The sequence below is a fragment of the Streptomyces sp. NRRL S-244 genome (assembly GCF_000717915.1).
Classification (GTDB): Bacteria; Actinomycetota; Actinomycetes; order Streptomycetales; family Streptomycetaceae; genus Streptomyces.
Map to the genome: position 1 here is coordinate 40025 of NZ_JOCX01000004.1, position 23911 is coordinate 63935.

At 72.7% G+C, this 23911-nt stretch carries 20 protein-coding genes; 12 read left to right on the plus strand and 8 right to left on the minus strand.

All coding sequences use genetic code 11. The features are described from left to right. Entirely contained in the window at nucleotides 1-852 is an 852-nt protein-coding gene (locus tag IF02_RS0106255) for a glutamate ABC transporter substrate-binding protein (RefSeq protein WP_030154255.1), read from the minus strand. 87 nt (nucleotides 853-939) lie between these two features. After that, nucleotides 940-1725, minus strand: a complete 786-nt coding sequence (locus IF02_RS0106260; protein ID WP_030154256.1) for an amino acid ABC transporter ATP-binding protein — start codon at nucleotides 1723-1725, stop codon at nucleotides 940-942. A gap of 273 nt (nucleotides 1726-1998) precedes the next feature. On the opposite strand from IF02_RS0106260, the gene IF02_RS0106265 reads away from it, so the two are divergent. Continuing rightward, the gene (locus tag IF02_RS0106265; RefSeq protein ID WP_030154257.1) at nucleotides 1999-2703 is read left to right on the plus strand and encodes a response regulator transcription factor; all 705 of its coding nucleotides are present in this window, start codon (nucleotides 1999-2001) and stop codon (nucleotides 2701-2703) included. A gap of 12 nt (nucleotides 2704-2715) precedes the next feature. Further along, nucleotides 2716-4128, plus strand: coding sequence for a sensor histidine kinase (locus IF02_RS0106270; RefSeq protein WP_030154258.1), 1413 nt, complete (start codon nucleotides 2716-2718; stop codon nucleotides 4126-4128). 36 nt (nucleotides 4129-4164) lie between these two features. Here the strand turns inward: IF02_RS0106270 and IF02_RS0106275 are convergent, their stop codons facing one another. Both IF02_RS0106275 and IF02_RS0106280 read right to left on the minus strand, forming a co-directional pair. After that, nucleotides 4165-6318 (minus strand): endo-beta-N-acetylglucosaminidase, encoded by a 2154-nt coding sequence (locus IF02_RS0106275; RefSeq protein WP_051695900.1) that lies wholly within the window; start codon nucleotides 6316-6318, stop codon nucleotides 4165-4167. Between the two features lie 72 nt (nucleotides 6319-6390). Continuing rightward, nucleotides 6391-7656, minus strand: a complete 1266-nt coding sequence (locus tag IF02_RS0106280; RefSeq protein ID WP_030154260.1) for a glycoside hydrolase 5 family protein — start codon at nucleotides 7654-7656, stop codon at nucleotides 6391-6393. A 266-nt stretch (nucleotides 7657-7922) separates the two neighbouring features. On the opposite strand from IF02_RS0106280, the gene IF02_RS0106285 reads away from it, so the two are divergent. Both IF02_RS0106285 and IF02_RS0106290 read left to right on the plus strand, forming a co-directional pair. Beyond that, a complete protein-coding gene (locus tag IF02_RS0106285) occupies nucleotides 7923-9023 on the plus strand; it encodes a LacI family DNA-binding transcriptional regulator (protein WP_030154261.1) in 1101 nt (366 codons plus the stop codon). 126 nt (nucleotides 9024-9149) lie between these two features. After that, nucleotides 9150-10091, plus strand: coding sequence for an ROK family protein (locus IF02_RS0106290; RefSeq protein WP_030154262.1), 942 nt, complete (start codon nucleotides 9150-9152; stop codon nucleotides 10089-10091). Between the two features lie 24 nt (nucleotides 10092-10115). Here IF02_RS0106290 and IF02_RS0106295 read toward each other — a convergent pair whose 3' ends face one another. Then, complete coding sequence (locus tag IF02_RS0106295) at nucleotides 10116-11111, minus strand: TAXI family TRAP transporter solute-binding subunit (RefSeq protein WP_030154263.1); 996 nt, start codon at nucleotides 11109-11111, stop codon at nucleotides 10116-10118. Between the two features lie 115 nt (nucleotides 11112-11226). Between IF02_RS0106295 and miaB the strand changes: the two genes are divergently transcribed. Together miaB and IF02_RS0106305 are read left to right on the plus strand one after the other, a co-directional pair. Next, a complete protein-coding gene (miaB, locus tag IF02_RS0106300; protein WP_030154264.1) occupies nucleotides 11227-12753 on the plus strand; it encodes a tRNA (N6-isopentenyl adenosine(37)-C2)-methylthiotransferase MiaB in 1527 nt (508 codons plus the stop codon). Between the two features lie 146 nt (nucleotides 12754-12899). After that, the gene (locus IF02_RS0106305) at nucleotides 12900-13607 is read left to right on the plus strand and encodes a class III extradiol dioxygenase subunit B-like domain-containing protein (RefSeq protein ID WP_030154265.1); all 708 of its coding nucleotides are present in this window, start codon (nucleotides 12900-12902) and stop codon (nucleotides 13605-13607) included. Nucleotides 13608-13668: 61 nt separating this feature from the next. Here the strand turns inward: IF02_RS0106305 and IF02_RS0106310 are convergent, their stop codons facing one another. Together IF02_RS0106310 and IF02_RS0106315 are read right to left on the minus strand one after the other, a co-directional pair. After that, complete coding sequence (locus IF02_RS0106310; protein ID WP_030154266.1) at nucleotides 13669-13914, minus strand: antitoxin; 246 nt, start codon at nucleotides 13912-13914, stop codon at nucleotides 13669-13671. Nucleotides 13915-13937: 23 nt separating this feature from the next. Beyond that, nucleotides 13938-14174, minus strand: a complete 237-nt coding sequence (locus IF02_RS0106315) for a hypothetical protein (RefSeq protein ID WP_030154267.1) — start codon at nucleotides 14172-14174, stop codon at nucleotides 13938-13940. 173 nt (nucleotides 14175-14347) lie between these two features. Between IF02_RS0106315 and miaA the strand changes: the two genes are divergently transcribed. The 6 genes from miaA (at nucleotide 14348) to hflX (ending at nucleotide 22393) form a co-directional block, all read left to right on the plus strand. Further along, nucleotides 14348-15286 (plus strand): tRNA (adenosine(37)-N6)-dimethylallyltransferase MiaA, encoded by a 939-nt coding sequence (gene miaA, locus IF02_RS0106320; RefSeq protein ID WP_030154268.1) that lies wholly within the window; start codon nucleotides 14348-14350, stop codon nucleotides 15284-15286. A gap of 131 nt (nucleotides 15287-15417) precedes the next feature. After that, nucleotides 15418-15954 carry a hypothetical protein gene (locus IF02_RS0106325; protein WP_030154269.1) on the plus strand — a complete coding sequence of 179 codons (537 nt, stop codon included), beginning with the start codon at nucleotides 15418-15420 and terminating at the stop codon, nucleotides 15952-15954. Nucleotides 15955-16025: 71 nt separating this feature from the next. Next, nucleotides 16026-16901: a diaminopimelate epimerase gene (dapF, locus tag IF02_RS0106330; RefSeq protein WP_030154270.1), complete on the plus strand. Its 876-nt coding sequence runs from the start codon at nucleotides 16026-16028 to the stop codon at nucleotides 16899-16901. A gap of 140 nt (nucleotides 16902-17041) precedes the next feature. Then, a complete protein-coding gene (locus IF02_RS0106335; protein ID WP_030154271.1) occupies nucleotides 17042-19135 on the plus strand; it encodes a RelA/SpoT family protein in 2094 nt (697 codons plus the stop codon). A gap of 139 nt (nucleotides 19136-19274) precedes the next feature. Further along, complete coding sequence (locus tag IF02_RS0106340; RefSeq protein ID WP_030154272.1) at nucleotides 19275-20720, plus strand: M1 family metallopeptidase; 1446 nt, start codon at nucleotides 19275-19277, stop codon at nucleotides 20718-20720. A gap of 167 nt (nucleotides 20721-20887) precedes the next feature. Further along, entirely contained in the window at nucleotides 20888-22393 is a 1506-nt protein-coding gene (gene hflX / locus IF02_RS0106345; protein ID WP_030154273.1) for a GTPase HflX, read from the plus strand. A gap of 80 nt (nucleotides 22394-22473) precedes the next feature. On the opposite strand, the gene IF02_RS0106350 is transcribed toward hflX, so the two are convergent. After that, entirely contained in the window at nucleotides 22474-23649 is a 1176-nt protein-coding gene (locus tag IF02_RS0106350; RefSeq protein ID WP_030154274.1) for a trypsin-like serine peptidase, read from the minus strand. Nucleotides 23650-23911 lie beyond the last annotated feature (262 nt).

Here is a 23911-nt window from a genome sequence, read left to right on the forward strand (position 1 = left end):
TCAGCTGCCTTCGGTGATCTGCGGGGCCGGCTCGGCCTTGTAGTTGGCGGGGCCGAGGTTCTTGTCCACGGCCTTCTGCCAGGAGCCGTCCTCGACCATCTTCTTCAGGGCGGCGTTGACCTTCGTCTGGAGGTCCTTGTCGCCCTTCTTCAGGCCGATGCCGTAGGGCTCGTCGCTCAGCTTCAGGCCGACGAGCTTGAACTTGCCCTTGTTCTTCTCCTGCGCGGCGTAGCCGGCCAGGATCGAGTTGTCCGTGGTCAGGGCGTCGACGGACTTGTTCTCCAGGCCGGTGAGGCACTCGGAGTAGCCGCCCTGCTCCAGCAGGTCGGCCTCGGGGGCCAGCTTGGTCTTGACGTTCTGCGCCGACGTGGAGCCGGTGACCGAGCAGAGCTTCTTCTTGTTCAGGTCCTCGGCCTTGGTGATCGAGGTCTCGTCGGCGCGGACCAGCAGGTCCTGGTGGGCCAGGAAGTACGGGCCGGCGAAGTCGACCTTCGCCTTGCGCTTGTCGTTGATCGTGTAGGTCGCTACGACCAGCTTCACGTCACCGTTCGAGATCAGGTTCTCGCGCTCGGCGCTGACGGCCTGCTTGAACTCGATCTGGTCGGGCTGGTAGCCGAGCTCCTTGGCGACGTAGGTTGCCACGTCCACGTCGAAGCCCGTGAACTTGCCGTCCGGGGTCTTGAGGCCCAGACCGGGCTGGTCGAACTTGATGCCGATGACGATCTTGTCCTTGGCGCCACCGGACGCGCCGCCGTCACCGCTCGCCTTGTCGCTGCTGCCGCCGCAGGCGGTCGCCGTCAGGGCGAGGACTGCGGCAACGGCTGCGGCCGCACCGGCCTTGAAAACCTTCATGGTGAACTTCCCTCGGATGAGACGTTGTTGGACGACGAGCGACACGCGTGCTCTGAGCCGCCAGGGGATCACTACCAGACAAGACCGTCAGTGGTGCAGGATCTTCGAAAGGAAGTCCTTCGCGCGGTCACTGCGCGGGTTGCTGAAGAACTGCTCGGGTGCGGCCTCTTCGACGATCTTTCCGTCGGCCATGAAGACGACCCGATTGGCGGCGGACCGGGCGAAGCCCATCTCGTGCGTGACGACCACCATCGTCATGCCCTCCCGGGCGAGCTGCTGCATGACCTCCAGCACCTCGTTGATCATTTCCGGGTCGAGCGCCGAGGTCGGCTCGTCGAACAGCATCACCTTCGGGTCCATCGCCAGCGCGCGGGCGATCGCCACGCGCTGCTGCTGGCCGCCGGACAGCTGCGCCGGGTACTTGTCGGCCTGCGAGCCGACACCCACCCGGTCCAGCAGGGACTTGGCCTTCTCGAGCGCGGCTGCCGAGTCCGTCTTGCGGACCTTGAGCTGACCCAGCATCACGTTCTGCAGCACCGTCTTGTGCGCGAACAGGTTGAAGGACTGGAACACCATGCCCACATCGGCACGCAGCCGGGCCAGTTCGCGTCCCTCCGACGGCAGTTCCTTGCCGTCGACCGTGATGGTGCCCGAGTCGATCGTCTCCAGGCGGTTGATGGTCCGGCACAGCGTGGACTTGCCCGATCCCGAGGGACCGATCACGACGACGACCTCACCGCGGGCAATGCTCAGATCGATGTCCTGAAGCACGTGCAGCGCGCCGAAGTGCTTGTTGACGTTGCTCAGTACGACCAGGTCGTCCGCGGCCGGGACCGCATCCTGCACGTCCTTGGTCACTGATACTCCGCTCATCGGCTTCTTGCTCCGTCCTCCTCGGTTGGGAGGACAGTAGTGACGTCCTGCGCACACCGTCATTACATCTGAGGGAGAATTGAGCATAACGAAACGGCCTCGCTCCGATACGCTCCGTGCGCACCGCGGCTGCCGGGCCCGCTCGCCCGTACCGGGTGCATAACGGAAGACGCGCCGGAGCGGAACCCCCTTGACGTGGGCCTCTTCATCGGCGTGGATGCAGGGTGGCCCTGACCGCGGGCCCTGATCAGGAAAACAGGAAAGGGGGACGCAATGAGACTGCTGCTCGTCGAGGACGACGACCACGTCGCCGCCGCCCTGTCCGCGATCCTCGCCCGGCACGGGTTCCAGGTGACCCACGCCCGCAGCGGCGAGGAGGCCCTCCAGGCCCTGCTGCCCGCGGGGGCTCCCCCCTTCGGCGTCGTCCTGCTGGACCTCGGCCTGCCCGATCAGGACGGGTACGAGGTGTGCGGCAAGATCCGCAAGCGCACCTCGACGCCCGTCATCATGGTGACCGCGCGCGGCGACGTACGCTCCCGCATCCACGGCCTCAACATGGGCGCCGACGACTACGTCGTCAAGCCGTACGACACGGGTGAACTCCTCGCACGCATCCACGCCGTCGCCCGGCGCACCGGAGCCTCCGAGGAGGCCTCCGCCACCGGGACGGGCGCCCCCGGCGTGGTCCGGCTCGGCCCGGTCAGCATCGAACTGCCCACCCGCCGGGTCAGCGTGGACGGCACCGACGTACCCCTCACCCGCAAGGAGTTCGACCTGCTGGCCCTGCTCGCGCAGCGCCCCGGCGTCGTCTTCCGGCGCGAGCAGATCATCAGCGAGGTGTGGCGCACCAGCTGGGAGGGGACCGGGCGGACCCTGGAGGTCCACGTCGCCTCGCTGCGCTCCAAGCTGCGCATGCCCGCGCTCATCGAGACCGTCCGCGGGGTGGGCTACCGGCTCGTCACCCCGGCCGCGCCCTAGCGGGGCCCCGCCGTGCGCGCCCGCCTGCTCCCCCTGCTCGTCGTCCTCATGGCGGGCGTGCTGCTCGCCCTCGGCTTCCCGCTCGCCGTGAGCCTGGCCGCAGGGCAGCAGCAGCGCGTGGTCGTCGACCGGATCGACGACAGCGCCCGCTTCGCCGCCCTCGCCCAGTTCGTCATCGACGCCGAGAGCTCCGGGTCCACCGGGTCCACCGAGCGCCTGGAGACCCTCCAGCTGGAACTGGCCCGCTACCAGCAGCTGTACGGCATCCGCGTCGGCATCTTCCTGCGCGACGACAACGCCATGGCCCGCGCGCCCGGCTGGTGGGAGCTCCCGGAGAAGGGCGAGGGGCGCCGCGCCTTCGGGGAGGCCCTCGCCGGGCGCCGCAGCCACGACCCCGCCCAGGTGTGGCCCTGGCAGACCCACGGCAAGCTGCTCGTCGCCTCCCCGGTCGTCCTCGACGGCGACGTCGTGGCGGTCGTCGTCACCGAATCGCCCACCGACCAGATGCGGGCCCGCATCCTGGACGGCTGGCTGATCATCATCGCCGGACTCGCCGCCGCGATGCTCGTGGCCTTCGGCGCCGCCCTCGTGCTCACCCGCTGGGTGCTCAAGCCCGTCCGCACCCTCGACGCGGCCGCCCACGGCATCGCCACCGGACGGATGAACTCCCGGGTCGCGGCGGCCGGCGGGCCCCCGGAACTCCAACGCCTGGCCCATTCGTTCAACGAGATGGCCGACAACGTGGAAGAGGTCCTGGAGCAGCAGCGGGCGTTCGTCGCCGACGCCTCCCACCAGCTGCGCAACCCGCTCGCGGCGCTGCTCCTGCGGATCGAGCTGCTCGCCCTCGAACTGCCCGAGGGAAACGAGGAGATCGCCTCCGTGCGGACCGAGGGCAAGCGCCTGACCCAGGTCCTGGACGATCTGCTGGACCTGGCGCTGGCCGAGCACACCTCGGCCGAGCTCACCCTCACCGACATCGCCGGGCTGACCGCGGAGCGGGTGGCCTCCTGGCGCCCGTACGCCGAGGAGAAGGGCGTACGGCTCACCGAGACGGGCCGTACCGCGGTCACGGGCTGGGCCGACCCCATCGCGCTCTCCAGCGCCCTCGACGCAGTGATCGACAACGCCCTCAAGTTCACCCCGGAGGGTGAGGAGGTCGAGGTGTCCGTCGCCCCGGCCGGGCCCTTCGTGCACGTCGTCGTCGCCGACCGCGGCCCCGGGCTGACCGACGAGGAGCTGCTCCGCGTCGGCGACCGGTTCTGGCGCAGCGGCCGCCACCAGAACGTCAAGGGCTCCGGCCTCGGCCTGTCGATCTCCCGGGCGCTGCTCGCCGCGGGCGGCGGGTCCCTCGCGTACGAGAAGAACCCGCCGCACGGGCTGCGGGTGACGGTGGCCGTCCCGCGCAGCGATCCGCACACCGTCTGAAAGCCGGGGGCCGGGGGCCGGGGGCCCCGGGGAGCGTCAGCTCCAGGGGAGCGTGGTTCCGGCCGGGGCTGAGGCCGCGTACAGCTCGTCCACGGCCCGGACCTCGAAGGCGGCCGCGGGCTCCCGGCCGGCGCGGTTGACGGCCGGGAGGTGCAGGGCCGTGCCGCAGGTGCCGCCGAGGAAGCGGCGGGCGCCGTCCGGGAGCAGCCGGTACAGCTCGTAGTGCCGGACCGGCCCCGCCGCCCGGCGCCAGGAGAGGCGGACGGAGGCCTTGCCGTCCTGCTGGGCCGAGGCGTCCACCGTCAGCGCGCTCGGAGCCGCCGGGCGCCGCCGCGCGGTGTCGTCGCGTACCGACAAGGCGCCGAGCCGCCAGGACACCGCTCTGTTCCCCCTGGCCGTGATCCGTACGGCAAGGCCGTACGCGGTTCTGCCCGCCAGGGCCGGGAGCCCGACCCGGGAGGTGCGCCAGCCGCCCTGGCCGGAGCCCTGGACCGGCGCCTTCAGCCAGGTGTACGGGACGGGCTCGCCCGGGGCGGCCGGCTCGCGCGTGGCCACGCCGACCTCGACGGTGACCGAGCCCGCCTCGGTGGCGTGCACCAGCTCCAAGGCGGTGGAGCCGGTCAGGGGCAACCGGGTGCAGTGCAGCCCGATGACGGCAGGAGCGCTCAGGGGCCCGGACACGAGGAGGCTGGAGCCGCCGCGCCAGGCCTTCGCGAAGTCCAGGGTGACGGACGGGCGCGCTCCGGAGGTCTCGACGACCCAGCGGCGGCCCGGGAGCCGGTCCTGGAGCCCGAGGTGGTTCCACGGGGTGTCGGAGGTGACCTTGCCGTCCTCGTACCAGCGCTCCCCGTGCCCGGTGTTGAAGGCGCAGGCGAAGGGCAGCGCGGTGATGGTGGACCGGTCCGCGACGGCGGTGGCGGGCGCCCGCCAGGTGCCCTCGGGCGCGGGGTGGGCCGGGTCGAGGGACTCGCCGGTCCAGAACCGGTCGTCGGCGCGGTGGAAGGCGCCGGGGGAGCGGTCGGTGAGGTGGTTGCGGGTCCATTCGGGGCGGTAGAAGCCGAAGCTGACGACGTGGTCGCGGTCGCGGGGGATGATCGCATCCCAACGGACGTTGGAATTCCAGCCGTTGGACTCCATGTCGAGGGCCGCCCACAGCTCGTGGCGGGAGCGGCCCAGCCGGCCGGCGAGCGCCGCGGAGTCGGCCAGGGTCTGCGGGGTCCAGCGGAAGTCGACGAACACCGTGTCCGCGACGCGGCCCGCCCGGTCCTCGAAGAACTCCTGGTTGAGCTGGTTGAGCGCCCCCTGCCAGCCGACCCGGCCGGTGCTGTTCATGGCGTCGTACCAGGTGATCCGCAGGCCGTACGGGGCCCCGGCCGCCCGCAGGGCGCGCAGGAACTCCCGCATCCGGGCGGCGAGCGAGCTGTCCCCGCCGTCGGTCTCGGCGTTCACGAACCAGCCGTCGAACCCGTACGTCCGCGCCACCTGTACGAGCTTCTCGGCGATCGGGAACCGGCCGAGGGCGTCCCGCTGGACGAGGTCCCGGGTCCACTGGAGGTCGCCGCCGTACGCGACGGGCGGCAGGAAGATGTTGCCGAGCACCGGGACGCCGTGGCGGTGGGCGGCGTCGACGACGGGCGCGTTCGGGGCGAGCACGATGCCCTCGCCGGAGGAGCCGCCCCAGAACACCAGCTCGTCGAGGTACGCCCAGTGCGTCAGCGCGTAGTGGTCGGCGGTCGCGGAGCCCTGGGAGGGGTTCTGGGCGGTCGGCCCGAACGAGACGAGCGAGGAGATCCGGGCCTGGCCCCTGCGGGCGCCCGCGTTCGGGGGCACGGGGGTGAAGCGGGGCGCGAGGGGCACGGTCGCGGTGTTGTACGCGAGGTCCGGATCGGCCTCGGGGGCCCACTGCTTGAGGGAGCGCCAGGTGATGCCGGGGCCGGGGGCGCCGTGGGGGAGGGAGTCGGGGAACCAGTAGGAGGCGTACGGGGACAGGTCGGCGGGGGATGCCGGAGCGGCGGCGGGCGTGGGGGCGGGGGCCGGGGCGGCCTGGGCTTCGGTGGCCGCGCCGGTGGCGCCGAGCAGCGCGGCGGCTCCCGCCCCGGCGCCTGCGGCGAGGACGCCGCGGCGGGTCGGCGGCGCCGTGCGCAACGAACGGGTGGTGCGAGGATCGGCGCCGTTGTCGGTCCGGGACATGCGGGCTCCTCGGTGAGGGGGGCGGGTGAGGGGTGAGAGGTGACGGGTGACGCATGGTCAAGGTGCGGGTGGTCAGGTGACGTCCGGTACGCGCAGCACCTCCGTGATGCCGCGCGCCGACAGATGGGCGGGGTCCCCGGCGCGCTCCGCCAGGACCACCGCGGGGCGGACCCCCTGGGCCGTGAGCGCGGCCCAGGCCTCGAAGAAGGCGCCGCCCGGGGCGCACACCGAGCGCTTCGGCGCGGCCTGCGCCCCGCCGACGTCCACGGCCAGCGCGGTGGACCGTACGGCCGGGTGGTGTTCCCGGCCCCGCCACTGCGCGGCGATCCGGGCGACGGCCGTCCCGGCCGGCTTGGCCCTGCGGTCGTTGGTGAGCAGGCCGAGCCCGTACTCCAGCTCCGGGAAGTCCGCGAGCTCCCGGGACACGTCGTGCGAGCACCACCAGGTCACGCCCCACAGGTCCGGGCAGTCCAGCACGTTCGCCACGGTCGCCTCGGTGAACGCGGCCGCGTGCTCCGCCGGGACCAGCGGCGCGGGCGCCCCGACCTCCTGGAGCCACACCGGCCGGTGCGGATCGCCCGCCCAGGCCTTCGCCAGCTCGACCAGGTACGCGGCGTGGTGCTCGGTCGCCGTGCCGGTGCGGCCGTGGCGCTGCGCGGTGCCGTTGAACACCCAGGAGTGCACGGCCGTGGCCGCGCCCAGCCGGGCCGCCTGGGCCGGGGTGAAGGGATGCCCGTCCTGGTACCAGGCGGCGTCGTACTCGGCGTGCACGTGGAACCGGCCCGGGGCGCCCTTCTCGCACGCGGCGAGCATCCGCTCCAGCCAGCGCCCGGCCTGCTCCCGGGTGATCCGGTCCGGGTCCGGATGGGGGGCGCCGGAGAACTGGTTGATCTCGTTGCCGACGGTCATGCCGAGGAAGTTGGGCCGGTCGGCGAGGGCGGCGGCCAGCGTGCGCAGGTACTCCTCCTGCGCGGCGACGACGTCCGGGTCGGTGAAGATGTTCCGCCGGTGCCAGGTCCCGGTCCAGGCCGGCAGGAAGTCGAAGCTCGACAAGTGCCCTTGCAGGCCGTCCACGTTGACGTCGAGCCCGCGCTCGGCGGCCGCGTCGGCGAGCGCGACGAGCTGCTCGACGGCGCGCGGCCGGATGAGCGTCCGGTTCGGCTGGAACACCGGCCACAGCGGGAAGACCCTCACGTGGTCCAGCCCGAGCGCGGCGACGGAGTCGAGGTCGGCCCTGACGTCGTCGAGGTCGAAGTCGAGCCAGTGGTGGAACCAGCCGCGGGACGGGGTGTAGTTGGCGCCGAAACGGAGCGGACGAGGGGTGAGTTCGTCGTGCATGGGGCGTCCGTCCTGGAGTTCGCGTGAGTTCTCGGAAGGTCTCGGAAATGCGCCGGCGGCACACAAAATGCCGGGTGTCGTGGTGTTAGTCAACAGGGCCTCCGGCGCCGGAACTTATGCGCTTCAGTCCCGTTGGCAGAAGGGTTCCGGCCTCTCGGGCTGGTGCAACTAATGCGGTTTAGCTAGGGTGCGGGAAAGTGTCCGGAAATGGACAGCGGACAGCGATGAGAACGGCCCCTCGGGGGCGCAGAACAGGCAGGCTGGCCATGGCGCGTCGACCCACCATCAAGGACATCGCCCGGCGGGCCGGGGTGTCCGAGAGCGCCGTGTCCTTCGCCCTCAACGACCGGCCCGGCGTCTCCCAGGACACCCGCGCCCGGATCCGCCGGGTCGCCGAGGAACTCGGCTGGCAGCCCAACAGCGCGGCGCGGGCCCTGTCCGGTGAGCGCTCCGGCGCGGTCGGGCTGGTGCTCGCCCGGCCCGCGCAGACCCTCGGCGTCGAGTCCTTCTTCCTCCAACTGGTCTCCGGCATCCAGGAGGTGCTCTCCGCGGGCCGGGTCGCGCTGCTCTTCCAGGTCGTGGACGGCATCGACGCCGAATGCGCCGTGTACCGCCGCTGGTGGGCCGAGCGGCGCGTGGACGGGGTCCTCGTCGTGGACCCGCGTACGGACGACCCGCGGCCGGAGCTCCTCGCGCGGCTCGGCCTCCCGGCCGTGATGATCGGCGGGGCGAGCGGGGCGAGCGGGGCGAGCGGGACGGGCGGAGTGAGCGGGACGGGCGAGACGGGCGAGACGGACGGGAGCGGGGCGTTGTCCTTGTCTTCCGTCTGGGCCGACGACGCCCGGGCCATGGCCCAGGTCGTGGAGCACCTGTACGGGCTGGGCCACCGGCGGATCGCCCACATCGCCGGGCTGCCCGGCCTCGCCCACACCGCCCGCCGCATGGCCTCGCTGCGCGCCGAGGCCGAGGCGCGCGGGCTCGACCCGGAGCACGTGCGGTCGGTGGTCACCGACTACTCCGACGCCGAGGGGGCGGCCGCCACCCGCCGGGTCCTCGCCGAGCCCGAACCGCCGACCGCGCTCGTCTACGACAACGACGTGATGGCGGTGGCCGGCATCGCCGTCGCCGCCGAGCTGGGCATCGCGGTCCCCGGCCGGATCTCCATGGTCGCCTGGGACGATTCGGCGCTGTGCCGGGTCACCCACCCCCGGCTCACCGCGCTCGTACGCGACACCGCGGGGTTCGGCCGGCTCGCCGCCGAGGAGCTGCTCGCCGTGCTCGCCGGGAGCCCGCCCCGGGCCCGGGAGAGCGAGCAGCCGCGGCTGGAGCCCCGGGAGAGTACGGCCCCGCCGACGGCCGCATACTGATTCCGACCCCTTCCTGGAGCCGCTTCCGTGACGAGTCCCACCTCCGACGTGCCCGCACCGCAGGCCGCTGTCGATACCGCTGTCGATGCCCCTGCCCCTGCGGCGGCCGTGGAGCAGGCCGCCGGTCTGACGGTGGCCATCGACATCGGCGGTACGAAGATCGCCGGCGCGCTGGTGCACCCCGACGGCACGATGACGGCCACCACCCGCCGCCCGACGCCGCGCGGCGCGGACGGCGACGGGGTCTTCGCTGCCGTCGCCGAGGTCGTCGCGGAGCTGGCGCTCTCCCCGCTGTGGCTCTCGGCGGTCCGCTGCGGCATCGGCAGCGCGGGCCCCGTGGACACCTCGCGCGGCACGGTGAGCCCGGTGAACATCGGGGCGTGGCGCCAGTTCCCGATCCAGGCCCGGGTCGAGGCCGAACTGGCCCGGCACGGAGCGGCCCTGCCGACCGTGCTCGCCGGCGACGGCGTGGCGATGACCGCCGCCGAACACTGGCTGGGCGCGGCGCGGGGGCACGCGAACGCCCTGTGCATGGTGGTTTCCACGGGGGTGGGCGGCGGGCTGATCCTGAACAACCGACTCCACCCGGGCCCCACGGGCAACGCGGGTCACATCGGCCACATCAGCGTGGCTTTCGACGGTGAGCCGTGTGTCTGCGGGAGCCGCGGGTGCGTGGAGTCCATCGCGTCCGGTACCGCCATCGCCCGCTGGGCCCGCGCCCAGGGCTGGACCCCGGCAGGCCCCGGCGGGGACGCCTCGGCTGCGGGCGTGGCCGTGGCCGCCGAGGCCGGGGACCCCGTCGCCGTGGCCGCCTTCGACCGTGCGGGGCGGGCTCTGGCCGCGGCCATCGCCGCCACCGCGACGCTGGTCGAGACGGACATCGCGGTCATCGGCGGGGGCGTCGCCACGTCGGGGGACACGCTCTTCGCGCCGATCCGCGCGCACCTGGCCGACTACGCCACGCTGTCCTTCGTGAGCGGGCTGAGGGTCGTCCCGGCGGCCCTGGGGACGCACGCGGGGCTGATCGGGGCGGCCGCGGCGGCGGTGATGCTGCTCCCGGGCGGGTGAGCGGCCCCACCCCAGTCCTGGGGTCTACGGCTTGACCGACCGGTAGTACCGCTGCGCGCCTTCGTGCAGGTCCAAGGGGTCCGTGTAGATCGCCGTCCGCAGGTCCACCAGCTGCGCGGCGTGCACCTCGTGCCCGATGGTGTCGCGGCTGGCGATCACCGTGCGCGTGAACTGCTCGGTCAGCTCCGGGTCCGTCTCCTCGGTCGTGACCAGCAGGTTCGGCACGGCCAGGGTCGCCACCGAGGAGGTGTTCCGGGCCCGCGTGTACGCGTCCTGCGGCATCACCGCAGCCCGGTAGTACCGGGCCGGGGTCCCGCTCGCCTGGAGCGACTCCACCAGGTCGCCGAGCTGCACGAGCCGGATGTCGTACCGCTCCGACAGCTCGCGCACCGCCTGCGTCGGCAGACCGCCGGACCAGAAGAAGGCGTCGATCCGGCCGGCCTCCAGCTCCGCCGGCATGGTGTCGATGCCGATCGACACCGGGGTGATGTCCCGCGCCGGGTCCAGCTTGGCCGCCGTCAGCAGCCGCTCGGAGACCAGCCGCACACCGGATCCCGGCTGGCCGATCGCGACCCGCTTGCCCTTCAGGTCCCGCGCCGACTGCACGCTCGAACCGGCCGGCACCACGAGCTGTACGTAGTCGTCGTAGAGGCGTGCCACGCCGCGCAGCTGCTCGGCGCCCGGCTTTCCGTCGACCCGGTACTTGGAGACCGCGTCCGCGGTCGCGATGGTGAAGTCGGCCTTCCCGGTGGCCACCCGGCGGAGGTTCTCCTGCGAGCCTTCGCTGGGCTGCAGCGCCACCTTCACGCCGGGCATGTCCCGGGCCAGGGCCTGCTCCAGCAGCTGGCCGTAGCGGTGGTAGACGCCGGTGCGGACCCCCGTGCTGAAGGTCAGACCGCCCTTGAGCTCCGGCTCCCCGAAGGGTCTCAGCCACCAGGTGAGCAGCCCGAGCACCGCCAGTACGGCCACCAGCCCCCACAGGGCGGTGCGCCTGCGGATGCGGGGCGGTACGTGAGCCATGCGGCGATCCTGCCACCGTGCGGGGGCCGCTGTCACGGCCCGCCCGCGGCGGAGGGGCCGGGGGAGGAGGGCGGGAGGGGCCGGAGCGGTTCCGGGCACCGCCTACCCTTGTTGCATGACCAGCAGCAGCGACCGGAGCACGGCAGTGGACGTCAAGGGAACATACGAGGTGCGCACCTACGGGTGCCAGATGAACGTGCACGACTCCGAGCGGCTGTCCGGTCTGCTGGAGGGCGCGGGCTACACGCGGGCGCCCGAGGGTTCCGATGGCGATGCCGACGTCGTGGTGTTCAACACCTGCGCCGTGCGGGAGAACGCCGACAACAAGCTGTACGGCAACCTCGGCCGTCTCGCCCCGATGAAGACCAAGCGCCCCGGCATGCAGATCGCCGTCGGCGGCTGCCTCGCGCAGAAGGACCGCGACACGATCGTCCAGCGGGCCCCCTGGGTCGATGTGGTCTTCGGCACGCACAACATCGGCAAGCTGCCCGTGCTCCTGGAGCGCGCCCGCGTCCAGGAAGAGGCGCAGGTCGAGATCGCCGAGTCGTTGGAGGCGTTCCCCTCCACGCTGCCGACGCGGCGCGAGTCCGCGTACGCCGCGTGGGTTTCGATCTCCGTCGGCTGCAACAACACCTGCACCTTCTGCATCGTCCCGGCGCTGCGGGGCAAGGAGGAGGACCGGCGGCCCGGCGACATCCTCGCCGAGGTGGAGGCCCTGGTCGCCGAGGGCGTCTCCGAGATCACCCTGCTCGGGCAGAACGTGAACGCGTACGGGTCCGACCTCGGGGACCGGGAGGCGTTCTCGAAGCTGCTGCGGGCGTGCGGGCAGATCGAGGGGCTGGAGCGGGTCCGGTTCACCTCTCCGCACCCTCGCGACTTCACGGACGACGTGATCGCGGCGATGGCCGAGACCCCGAACGTGATGCCGCAGCTGCACATGCCGATGCAGTCCGGTTCGGACACCATCCTGCGCGCGATGCGCCGCTCGTACCGGCAGGAGCGCTTCCTCGGGATCATCGAGAAGGTCCGCGCCGCCATTCCGCACGCCGCGATCTCCACCGACATCATCGTGGGCTTCCCCGGTGAGACGGAGGAGGACTTCGAGCAGACGATGCACGCGGTGCGCCAGGCGCGCTTCGCGAACGCGTTCACCTTCCAGTACTCCAAGCGCCCCGGGACCCCGGCGGCGGACATGGACGGGCAGATCCCGAAGGAGGTCGTCCAGGAGCGGTACATGCGGCTGGTCGCCCTCCAGGAGGAGATCTCCTGGGAGGAGAACAAGAAGCAGGTCGGGCGGACGCTGGAGGTCATGGTCGCGGAGGGCGAGGGCCGCAAGGACGGCGCGACGCACCGGCTGTCCGGCCGGGCGCCCGACAACCGGCTGGTGCACTTCACGAAGCCGGACGGGGAGGTCCGTCCGGGTGACGTGGTGACGGTGGACATCACGTACGCGGCCCCGCACCACCTCCTGGCGGAGGGCCCGACGCAGTCGGTACGCCGCACGCGTGCGGGCGATGCCTGGGAGAAGCGCAACGCGGCTCCCGCGCAGCCGCAGGGCGTCATGCTGGGCATCCCCACCCTGGGCGTCCCCGCGCCGCTCCCCGTGGCGACTTCGGGCTGCGCCCTGCCGACGTCTTCCTGACGCCCGCGTTACCGGCCCCGCCGGCGTTCGACTTGTGTGGGTTCGAGGTGCGCGGGTCGGATCGCGCGTGGCCGGGGGCGGCGCCCCCGGGCAGGAGTGGCCCGGCGGGGCCCCGTGGGCGGCCGCGCGGGGCTAGGGTGCGGATCATGCTTGTTGCCGCCGCCGTGTGCCCCGCCCCGCCCCTGCTCGTACCCGAGGTCGCCGCCGGGGCCGCCCCCGAGCTCGCGGACGCCCGTACCGCCTGTTCCGACGCGCTCGCGGTGCTCGCCGCATCCCGCCCCGACCTCCTGGTCGTCGTCGGCGCCGCCGACCAGGACCACCGCGGGCCCTACCCCCAGGGCTCCCGCGGCACCTTCCACGGCTTCGGGGTCGAGGCTGGCGTACAGCTCGGGGACGGCGAGGAGGGGCCGCGCCTGCTGCCGCCGTCCCTGGCCGTCGGCGCGTGGCTCCTGCGGCACGCCCGCTGGGGCGCCGCCCCCGTCGAAGGGCTGGGCGTCGGGGAGCCCCTCGAAGCCGCGCGGTGCCTGGAGGCCGGCCGGGGACTCGCCGCGCGCGAGGAGCGCGTCGCGCTCCTCGTCATGGGCGACGGCAGCGCCTGCCGCTCCCTGAAGGCCCCCGGTTACCTCGACGACCGCGCCGCCGCCTTCGACGCCGCCGCGGCCCGCGCGCTGGCCGCCGCCGACGTGGCCGCGCTCTCCGGCCTCGACGCCGAGCTCGCGTACGAGCTCAAGGCGGCCGGCCGGGCGCCCTGGCAGGTGCTGGCCGGTGCGGCCGAGGGCGCGGGCCTCGACGGGCGGCTGCTGTACGAGGACGCCCCGTACGGGGTCGGCTACTTCGTCGCCGCCTGGTCCTGACCGGCGCGGACGACGAAGGGGCGCGGGTTCGTCCGAACCCGCGCCCCTTCCGCTGACCGTGTCAGGAAGACGTCGGCGGCGTCGGCCCGCCGGGGGCGTCCTTGTGCGCGATCTTGCCCAGGGCGTCCTTCGCCTTGCTCGTGCCGGTCTCGATCTTGCCGTGGTACTTGCCCTTGGTCTTGGAGTCCACGGCCTTGGCCATCTTGTCGAGATTCTGGCCGATCTTCCCCTCGTGCTGGTGCGCGAGGTCGCCGACCTTTTCCTTCGCCGGTGCGAGCTTGGCCTTCAGCGTGTCCAGCAGGCCCATGGGTCACCTTCCAGTGGCGGTAGCTACGTACGGGCGCCTTCGCCGGTCTCGCTGTCCGCAGCCTTCTCGGCCGACTGCTGCTTCGGGATCTCCACGCCCTCCGACGCGGCGGCCTCCGACTCAGCCGGCTCGGCCTCGCTCCCGGCCTCAGCCGCCGTCTCGGCGGCCGCGGCCTCGGACTCCGTCGTCAGGGTCGCGGCCGCGGCCTCCTCCGTGCTCGCTTCCGCGGCCTTGCGGCGAAACCGACTAAAAACGCCCATGTCTACTCCCATAACGTTACTCGTGCGGGTGAAGTTCCGCCTTGTGCGGCCCGGCCTCCGCCGGGCGGGCGCCCGGCGGAACCCCGCCAGGGCAACGACCCCGCCACCACCCCGTCACGTAACTCGATCGGGTACATGCCGGTGTCTTGACCGGGGGCTGCGAAACTGGGTCGGTGAGCAATGCAGCCCCCGCTCCGCGGGTCATCGCCGTCGTCGGTCCCACTGCGGCCGGAAAGTCCGATCTGGGCGTAGCCCTGGCCCGCCATTTCGACGGCGAAGTCGTCAACGCCGATTCCATGCAGCTGTACCGGGGGATGGACATCGGCACCGCCAAGCTGACGACCGAGGAGCGCGGCGGAGTCCCGCACCACCTCCTCGACATCTGGGACGTGACCGAGACCGCGAGCGTCGCCGAGTACCAGCGCCTGGCCCGCGCCGAGATCGACAAGCTGCTCGCCCAGGGCCGTACACCGGTCCTCGTCGGCGGATCGGGCCTGTACGTCCGCGGCGCCCTCGACGCCATGGAGTTCCCCGGCACCGACCCGGAGGTCCGGGCCCGGCTGGAGGCGGAGGTCACGCTGCGCGGCCCCGGCGCCCTGCACGCCCGCCTCGCCGCCGCCGACCCGGCCGCGGCCCAGGCGATCCTGCCGAGCAACGGCCGCCGTATCGTCCGCGCCCTTGAGGTCATCGAGATCACCGGGAAGCCGTTCACCGCGAACCTCCCCGGCCACGAGTCGGTCTACGAGACCGTGCAGATCGGCGTGGACGTGGCCCGGCCGGAGCTCGACGAGCGGATCGCGCTGCGGGTGGACCGGATGTGGGAGGCCGGGCTCGTCGACGAGGTCCGCACGCTGGAGGCTCAGGGCCTGCGTGACGGAATCACCGCTTCCAGGGCGCTCGGCTACCAGCAGGTGCTGGCCGCCCTGGCCGGCGAGTGCACCGAGGACGAGGCCCGGGCCGAGACCGTGCGGGCCACCAAGCGGTTCGCCCGCCGCCAGGACTCCTGGTTCCGCAGGGACCCCCGTGTGCACTGGCTCAGCGGCGCCGTCGCGGACCGGGGGGAACTCGTCGGACTCGCGCAGTCGTTGGTCGAACGAGCGGTCACAGCCTGATCACGTGATGGCATCGGGACGCCCCTCGCGCCCGTTCGGGGCCCTGAGCCGTGCCATCATCAAATTCCGCGGGTGCGGTCACCGGCGGTGAACAACGGCGTACGAAGTCCGAGTGGGGAGGGCGCGTGGCGATGGAGGCCGGCCCTCGCGACACCGGGCAGGACGGCACGAGGCAGGAAGCGGACCCGGCGCTCTGGGGCAGTCACCCGGCGGTCGCCGGCGGTGAGGCTCCCGAGCCCGAGGCCCTCGGCCTGCCCGCCGATCCCGCACGGCTGACCCCCGACGGCCCGGACGCACCGGACACCGCCGAGGCGGAGGCCGCCGCCGGTCCCGAGTTCGAGGTCGAGCTGCGCCCGCAGCGCCGGCTGCGCATCTGGCAGATCGCCCCGATCGTGCTGCTGGCCGCCGCCGGCTCCCTGATGTTCGCCTTCCCCCTCGCCTTCGAGTTCGGCGACGGCGGAGCCGTGGTCGCCATGCTCGGCTTCCTCATCTGCTCCTGCGCCGGCGGCTGGGGGATGATGGCCGCCCGCCGCGTCGGCCACACCTGGCCCGGGCTCCCGCCCCGGGGCAGCGGCCGCCGCCCCGACTGGCGCATGGCTGGCCTGTACGCCCTGGTCGCGCTGGCCGTCGTGGCCCTGGCCGTGTACCGGGTCGCGCGGCTGCGCTAGCCGCCACCCGGCTTGGAGTCCCCGCGGGCGCCGCCGACCTGCCCGAACGCCCCGCTCGGTACCATGGGCGCGTGACGCAGACGAGCCTCTCCTTCCTCAAGGGCCACGGCACCGAGAACGACTTCGTGATCGTCCCGGACCCGGACAACGCCGTCGAGCTGCCCGCGACCGCCGTCGCGAAGCTCTGCGACCGGCGCGCCGGCATCGGCGCGGACGGGGTGCTGCACGTGGTCCGGTCCGCCGCGCACCCCGAGGCCGCGCACATGGCCGACGAGGCCGAGTGGTTCATGGACTACCGCAACAGCGACGGCTCCATCGCCGAGATGTGCGGCAACGGCGTCCGCGTCTTCGCCCGCTACCTCCAGTACGCCGGCCACGTCGAGCCCGGCGACCTCGCCGTCGCCACCCGCGGCGGCGTCAAGCGGGTGCACCTCGACAAGAGCGGCGACGTGACGGTCTCCATGGGCCGCGCCGTCCTCCCCGGGGAACAGGTCACCGTCAGCGTCGGCGAGCGCGCCTGGCCCGCCCGCAACGTCAACATGGGGAACCCGCACGCCGTCGCGTTCGTTGAAAGCCTGGACCACGCCGGAAAGCTGCTCGACCCGCCCCCGTTCAGCCCGGCCGAGGTCTACCCGACGGGTGTCAACGTGGAGTTCGTCGTCGACCGCGGCCCCCGGCACGTCGCCATGCGCGTCCACGAGCGCGGCTCCGGCGAGACCCGCTCCTGCGGCACGGGCGCCTGCGCCGTCGCCGTGGCCGCCATCCGCCGCGACGGCGTCGACCCGGCCGTCACCGGCCAGCCCGTCACGTACACCGTCGACCTCCCCGGCGGCACCCTCGTCATCACCGAACACCCCGACGGGCAGATCGACATGACGGGACCCGCCGTCATCGTGGCCGCGGGCGAGTTTGACGCGGCCTGGCTCACCGAAACGGCTTTCGGCTGAGGCTTCCCTCTAATGGGTGATCCGTTTCACGCTGAGCGAGAGGCGGACTGCGCCACGTGGTGGGGTCGGTAGCATCAGGCACCGGCCCTGAGGGCTCACCCCATGCCCGCCACCGCCGGTCGAAGCCGCCGGAGGTGCCCATGAGTGCAGAGGCCACGAACCCCGAAGCACGTCCCGAAGCGCGCCCCGAACTCCGCAGACGGGGCCGAACCCGCCTTGACCTGCGACGACTCGGGCGCGCTGCCCTTCTCGGACCCACATCCCGAGACCGGCTCCCCGACGCCATCGGCCACGTCGCCGAGGCGCACCGCGCCCACCACCCGGACGCGGACCTTTCCCTCCTGCACCGCGCGTACGTGCTCGCGGAGTCCTCGCACCGCGGCCAGATGCGGAAAAGCGGTGAGCCGTACATCACACACCCGCTCGCCGTCACCCTGATCCTCGCCGAACTCGGCGCCGAAACCACCACCTTGACGGCCTCTCTGCTCCACGACACCGTCGAGGACACCGAGGTGACCCTCGATCAGGTCCGCGCGGAATTCGGCGACGAGGTCTGCTTCATCGTCGACGGCGTCACCAAGGTCGAGAAGATCGACTACGGGGCCGCCGCCGAGCCCGAGACCTTCCGCAAGATGCTCGTCGCCACCGGCAACGACGTCCGCGTCATGTCCATCAAACTCGCCGACCGGCTGCACAACATGCGCACCCTCGGCGTGATGCGCCCCGAGAAACAGGCGCGCATCGCCAAGGTCACCCGCGACGTCCTCATCCCGCTCGCCGAACGGCTCGGCGTACAGGCCCTCAAAACCGAGCTGGAAGACCTCGTCTTCGCGATCCTGCACCCCGAGGAGTACGAGCACACCCGCGCGCTCATCGCCGCCCACGCGGGGGAGCGCGACCCGCTGCCCGCCATCGCCGAGTCCGTACGCGGCGTGCTGCGGGAGGCCGGGATCGCCGCCGAGGTGGTCGTACGCCCCCGGCACTTCGTCTCCGTGCACCGCATCGCCCTCAAGCGCGGCGAGCTGCGCGGCTCCGACTTCGGCCGCATCCTCGTCCTCGTCGGCGAGAACGCCGACTGCTACGCCGTGCTGGGCGAGCTGCACACCTGCTTCACCCCGGTCGTCTCGGAGTTCAAGGACTTCATCGCCGCCCCGAAGTTCAACCTCTACCAGTCGCTGCACACCGCCGTCGCCACCCCCGAGGGGTACGTGGCCGAAGTCATCGTCCGCACCCGCCAGATGCACCGGGTCGCCGAGGCCGGGGTCGTCGCCCTCGGCAATCCGTACACCACCGCCCCGGCCGCCGAGGCCGCCCCCGACTGCGACGAGGAGCGGGTCGACCCGACCCGGCCCGGCTGGCTCTCGCGCCTCCTCGACTGGCAGCAGTCCGCGCCCGACCCCGACACCTTCTGGAGCGTGCTGCGCGCCGAGCTGGCCCAGGACCGGGAGATCACCGTGTTCAGCGAGGGCGGCAGGTCCTCCGGCCCGCTCAGCCTGCCCGCCGGGGCCAGCTGTATCGACGCCGCCTACGCGCAGCACGGCGAGGCGGCCCACGGCTGTATCGGCGCCCGCGTCAACGGGCGCCTCACCTCCCTGTCCTCCCGGCTGTCCGACGGGGACACCGTCCAGCTGCTGCTCGCCCAGGACGCCTCCTCCGGGCCCGCCGCCGACTGGCTGGAGCACGCCAGGACCCCGGCCGCCCGGATCGCCATCGGCAGCTGGCTCCAGGCGCACCCCGACACCGTGAAGCCCGTCGCCACGCCCGCCCGGGCACCGCTGTCCGTGGTCGGCGCCCGGGGCGGCGGCGGCAATGCCGTAGCCGACCTGCCCGACGCCACCGTACGGCTGGCCGGCTGCTGCACGCCCGTGCCGCCGGACGCCGTGGCCGGGTTCGTCGTACGGGGCGGGGCCGTCACCGTCCACCGCATCCACTGCGCGGCGGTGGCCCAGATGCGCGCGCTGGGGCGGACCTCCGTCGCCGTGCACTGGCGGGCCACGGCGGACTGCCGGGTCACGCTGCTCGCCGAATCGTTCGGCCGCCCGCACCTGCTGGCCGACCTGACCGAGGCCATCGCCCGCGAGGGGGTCGAGGTGGTCTCCGCGACCGTGGAACCGCCCGTCGAGCAGCGGGTCCGGCACACGTACACCCTGCAACTGCCCGACGCGACCGGGCTGCCGGCCCTGATGCGGGCGATGCGGGAGGTGCCGGGGGTCTACGACGTGCGCCGGGCCTAGGCAGCGCCTGGATCATGCCGTGCCGTAGTCCCGTCGTCGCGGCCCCAGGTCCGAGCGCGCGGCCGCGGAAGGTCCCGTTCGGGTGGAACCGTCGCGCGCCGTACGCGGTGGCGCGGCGGGCGCTGGTAAGCGGTGGGGGATGCAGCTCTCCTCCCCGCGCCTGCGCGCCGCCCTGCTGGCCGCGGCCTCCCTCACCCTGGTCGCCGCCGTGCTGCCCCCGCCGAAGCCGCTGGGCATCGGCGACACGCTGTTCCCGGAGCTCGGGAACCCCGGGTACGACGTCCTCTCGTACGACCTGTCCTTCACGTACAAGGACAACAAGAGCCCGCTCGACGCGGTCACCGTCATCGACGCCCGCGCGCTGGAGCCGCTGGAGCGGATCAACCTCGACTTCACCCACGGCACGGTGGCGTCAGCCCAGGTCAACGGCGAGCCGGCGCAGTTCGAGAGCGCCGGGGAGGACCTCGTGCTCACGCCGGCCGGCCCGATCGCGGCGAACGTGCCGCTCCACATCGAGATCCGGCACACCAGCGATCCTCGCGGCATCGCCGACGGAGGCTGGCTGCCCACCGAGGACGGGCTGGCCATGGCCAACCAGGCCGACGCCGCCCACCGGGTCTTCCCGTGCAACGACCACCCCGCGGACAAGGCGTACTTCACCTTCCGGATCACCGCCCCGGCCGGTCTGACCGCCGTCGCCAACGGAGTGGCCGGCGCCCTCCCGGCCCCCCGCGCCGCAGGCGCGACCACCTGGACGTACCGCACCCTGCACCCGATGGCCACTGAGCTTGCGCAGGTCTCCATCGGCGACTCGGCCGTGGTGGAGGCCGCCGGTCCGCACGGTCTGCCGCTGCGCAGCGTGGTCCCGGCCGCGGACCGGGGGCGCCTGGAGCCCTGGCTGAAGAAGACGGCCGGGCACGTCCAGTGGATGGAGGCGCGCGTCGGCCGCTACCCCTTCGAGAACTACGGGGTGCTGATCGCCAAGGCGAAGACCGGGTTCGAGCTGGAGACGCAGACCCTCTCGCTCTTCGAGAGCGGCCTCTTCTCGGGGACCGGCTACCCCGCGTGGTACGTCGAGTCCGTGATGGTCCACGAGCTGGCCCACCAGTGGTTCGGCGACAGCGTCACCCCGCGGACCTGGTCCGACCTGTGGCTCAACGAGGGGCACGCCACCTGGTACGAGGCCCTGTACGCGGACGGCCTCGGCAAGTACTCCATGGAGCGGCGCATGCGCGAGGCGTACCAGCGCTCCGACCAGTGGCGGGCGGCCGGCGGGCCCCCGGCCGCACCGAAGGCCGCCGCCCCCGGGGAGAAGGTCGGACTGTTCCGGCCGGCGGTCTACGACGGGGCCGCGCTGGCGCTGTACGCACTGCGGCAGGAGATCGGCGAGAAGGCCTTCGACCGGGTCGAGCGGCGCTGGGTGGCGGAGCACAAGGACGACACCGCCGGCACGGAGGACTTCGTGCGGCTGGCCTCGGAGGTGGCGGGACGGGACCTCACGGCCTTCCTGACGCCGTGGCTGTACGGCAAGACGACCCCGGCGATGCCCGGGCACCCGGAGTGGGGCGGGCCGAAAAGGGTGTGACCGCCGGGGAGCGGGCATGTCACCATCGACAGGGCCGATCGACGGAGCCGCAGGCCGGGGGAATCTCCCGGCGATGTGACACGTTGGACGTGACAGTGTGAGAGTCACTGTTACGCCTGGCCCGCCATGCGTGACATGACCGCATTCGATTTCGACGTAAGGATCCAATGACCTCCTCTTCTTCCCCTTCCCAGGACGCGCGGGACGCACGGGACGTGCCGGACTCGCAGAGCTTCACCGAGAGCCTTCGGGCCGACGCCCTGATGGAAGAGGACGTCGCCTGGAGCCACGAGGTCGACGGAGACCGGGACGGTGAGCAGTTCGAGCGCTCCGAGCGCGCGGCGCTGCGCCGCGTGGTCGGCCTCTCCACCGAGCTCGAAGACGTCACCGAGGTCGAGTACCGGCAGCTGCGCCTGGAGCGCGTCGTGCTGGTGGGCGTCTGGACCTCCGGAACGGTGCAGGACGCCGAGAACTCCCTCGCGGAGCTCGCGGCCCTCGCCGAGACGGCGGGCGCCCTCGTACTCGACGGTGTGATCCAGCGCCGTGACAAGCCGGACCCGGCCACCTTCATCGGCTCGGGCAAGGCCCGCGAACTGCGCGACATCGTGCTGGAGAGCGGAGCCGACACCGTCGTCTGCGACGGCGAGCTCAGCCCCGGCCAGCTCATCGCCCTCGAGGACGTCGTCAAGGTCAAGGTGGTCGACCGGACCGCCCTGATCCTCGACATCTTCGCCCAGCACGCCAAGTCCCGAGAGGGCAAGGCGCAGGTCGCCCTCGCGCAGATGCAGTACATGCTGCCGCGTCTGCGCGGTTGGGGTCAGTCGCTGTCCCGGCAGATGGGTGGCGGCGGCGGTGGCGGCATGGCCACCCGCGGCCCCGGTGAGACCAAGATCGAGACGGACCGGCGCCGGATCCGCGAGAAGATGGCGAAGATGCGCCGGGAGATCGCGGAGATGAAGACCGGCCGCGACATCAAGCGGCAGGAGCGGCGCCGCAACAAGGTGCCCTCGGTCGCCATCGCCGGCTACACCAACGCCGGCAAGTCGTCGCTGCTCAACCGCCTCACGGGCGCGGGCGTGCTGGTGGAGAACGCACTGTTCGCCACCCTCGACCCGACCGTGCGCCGGGCCGAAACGCCGTCCGGCCGGATCTACACCCTGGCCGACACGGTCGGCTTCGTCCGGCACCTGCCCCACCACCTGGTCGAGGCGTTCCGCTCCACGATGGAGGAGGTCGGCGACTCCGACCTCATCCTGCACATCGTGGACGGCTCGCACCCGGCCCCGGAGGAGCAGCTGGCGGCCGTCCGCGAGGTCATCCGCGAGGTCGGCGCGGTCAACGTGCCCGAGATCGTAGTGATCAACAAGGCCGACGCCGCGGACCCGCTCGTACTGCAGCGGCTGCTGCGCATCGAGCGGCACTCCATCGCCGTCTCGGCGCGCACGGGACAGGGCATCGCCGAGCTCCTCGCGCTCATCGACTCCGAGCTGCCGCGGCCCGAGGTCGAGGTCGAGGCGCTGGTGCCGTACACGCGCGGCTCGCTGGTCGCCCGGGCCCACGCCGAGGGCGAGGTGATCTCCGAGGAGCACACCCCGGAGGGCACCCTGCTGAAGGTGCGGGTCCACCAGGAACTGGCGTCGGACCTGGCGCCGTACGTGCCGGCGAAGCGGTAACGCGCAACCGGATACAAGGCGGAGGGCCCCCTGCGGTGCAGGGGGCCCTCCGTTTTTCGTTTACGCGCACGGGACGACGACTACTTGAACTTGGCGCTCACGGCGTCGAAGATCCCCTTGGCCTCCGGGCCCAGCCGGGGTCCGGCCAGCCAGCCCGCCTTGGCGGGGCCGATCGAGGTGTTCGACACCAGCGCCGGCTTGCCGTCACTGCCCGCGGCCACCCAGCCGCCGCCGGAGGAGCCGCCGGTCATCGTGCAGCCGATCCGGTACATCACCGGGGCGTTCGCGGCCAGCGACAGCCGGCCCGGCTTGTCGGCGCACTGGAAGGCCTTCTGGCCGTCGAACGGGGCCGCCGCCGGGTAGCCGGTCGCCGTGATGCTCGCGACCTTCGGCACCGCCGGGGCGTTGAACTCCACCGGGAGCGCCGCGCCGACCGTCTCCTCCAGGGACTTCCCGCTGCTCTTCTCCGGGGTCACGTGCAGCACCGCGAAGTCGTACGGGGCGCCCGCGCCACCGGTCGGACCGCCGTTCGCGATCCACTGGTCCGAGGTCTGCGCCCAGTCGCTCCACCACACGCCGTACGGGGCCACCTGCTCGCGCGGGGCGCCCTTGAGCTGCGCGGCAGGCTTGCCCGCGTTGTTGTACGAGGGGACGAAGGCGATGTTGCGGTACCAGCCGCCGGACTTGCCCGCGTGCACGCAGTGGCCGGCCGTCCAGACCATGTTGGACTTGCCCGGGTGGGCCGGGTCCTTCACCACGGTCGCCGAGCAGACCATGGAGCCCTCGGGGCCGTCGAAGAACACCTTGCCGGAGACGGGAACGCTGGTGTGGTACGGGGCGTTGGCGGCCTTGGCCTGCACCGGCGCCGGGGTCGGGTCGGTGATGCCCTGGTCCTTGCCGGCGTCCTGGTCGACGGCCGGGGGCTGCGGGGTCTTGTCGGCCTCACGCATCCGGTCCGGGTCCCAGAGGTCCTCGATGATCGGGTTGATGTAGTCGCCCGCCTCGCGGAGCCAGTCCTCCTGCTTCCAGTTCTTCCACGCACCCCCCTTCCACTTCTCCAGGTCGATGCCGTGCTGCTTGAGCTTCTCCTTGAGCTGGTCCGGGATCTTGATCCCGTCGGCTCCGGACGGGAGGCTCGCCGCCACGGTCGGCTTGGCGTCGCCGCCGGCCTCCCCGTCGCCGGGTCCGCAGGCCGCGGCGGTCAGGGCGAGTGCCGCCGCGCACAGGATCGCGGTGACCGGTCGGTTCGGTCGCATGTCGTGAATCCCCCTGGTGATTCTGGGTGTCAGACGCGGTGCAGTTGAGGTGCGTGGGGCACGCGAGGCGCGTGCCGCCAAGTGCAGCACCCCACTATGCCGCTGTCGTTGGGGACGGCACAGCCCGGGGCCGCGGTTCCGGGACCGGCGGAAGCCGCCGAGTCCCGGCGAATCCGGGACGAAGTCCCGGCGGGACAAGGATCTTCGGGCCACCCGTGATCCGCCGCCGCCACCGTCGTTGGTACGTACGGGGGATGGGGGG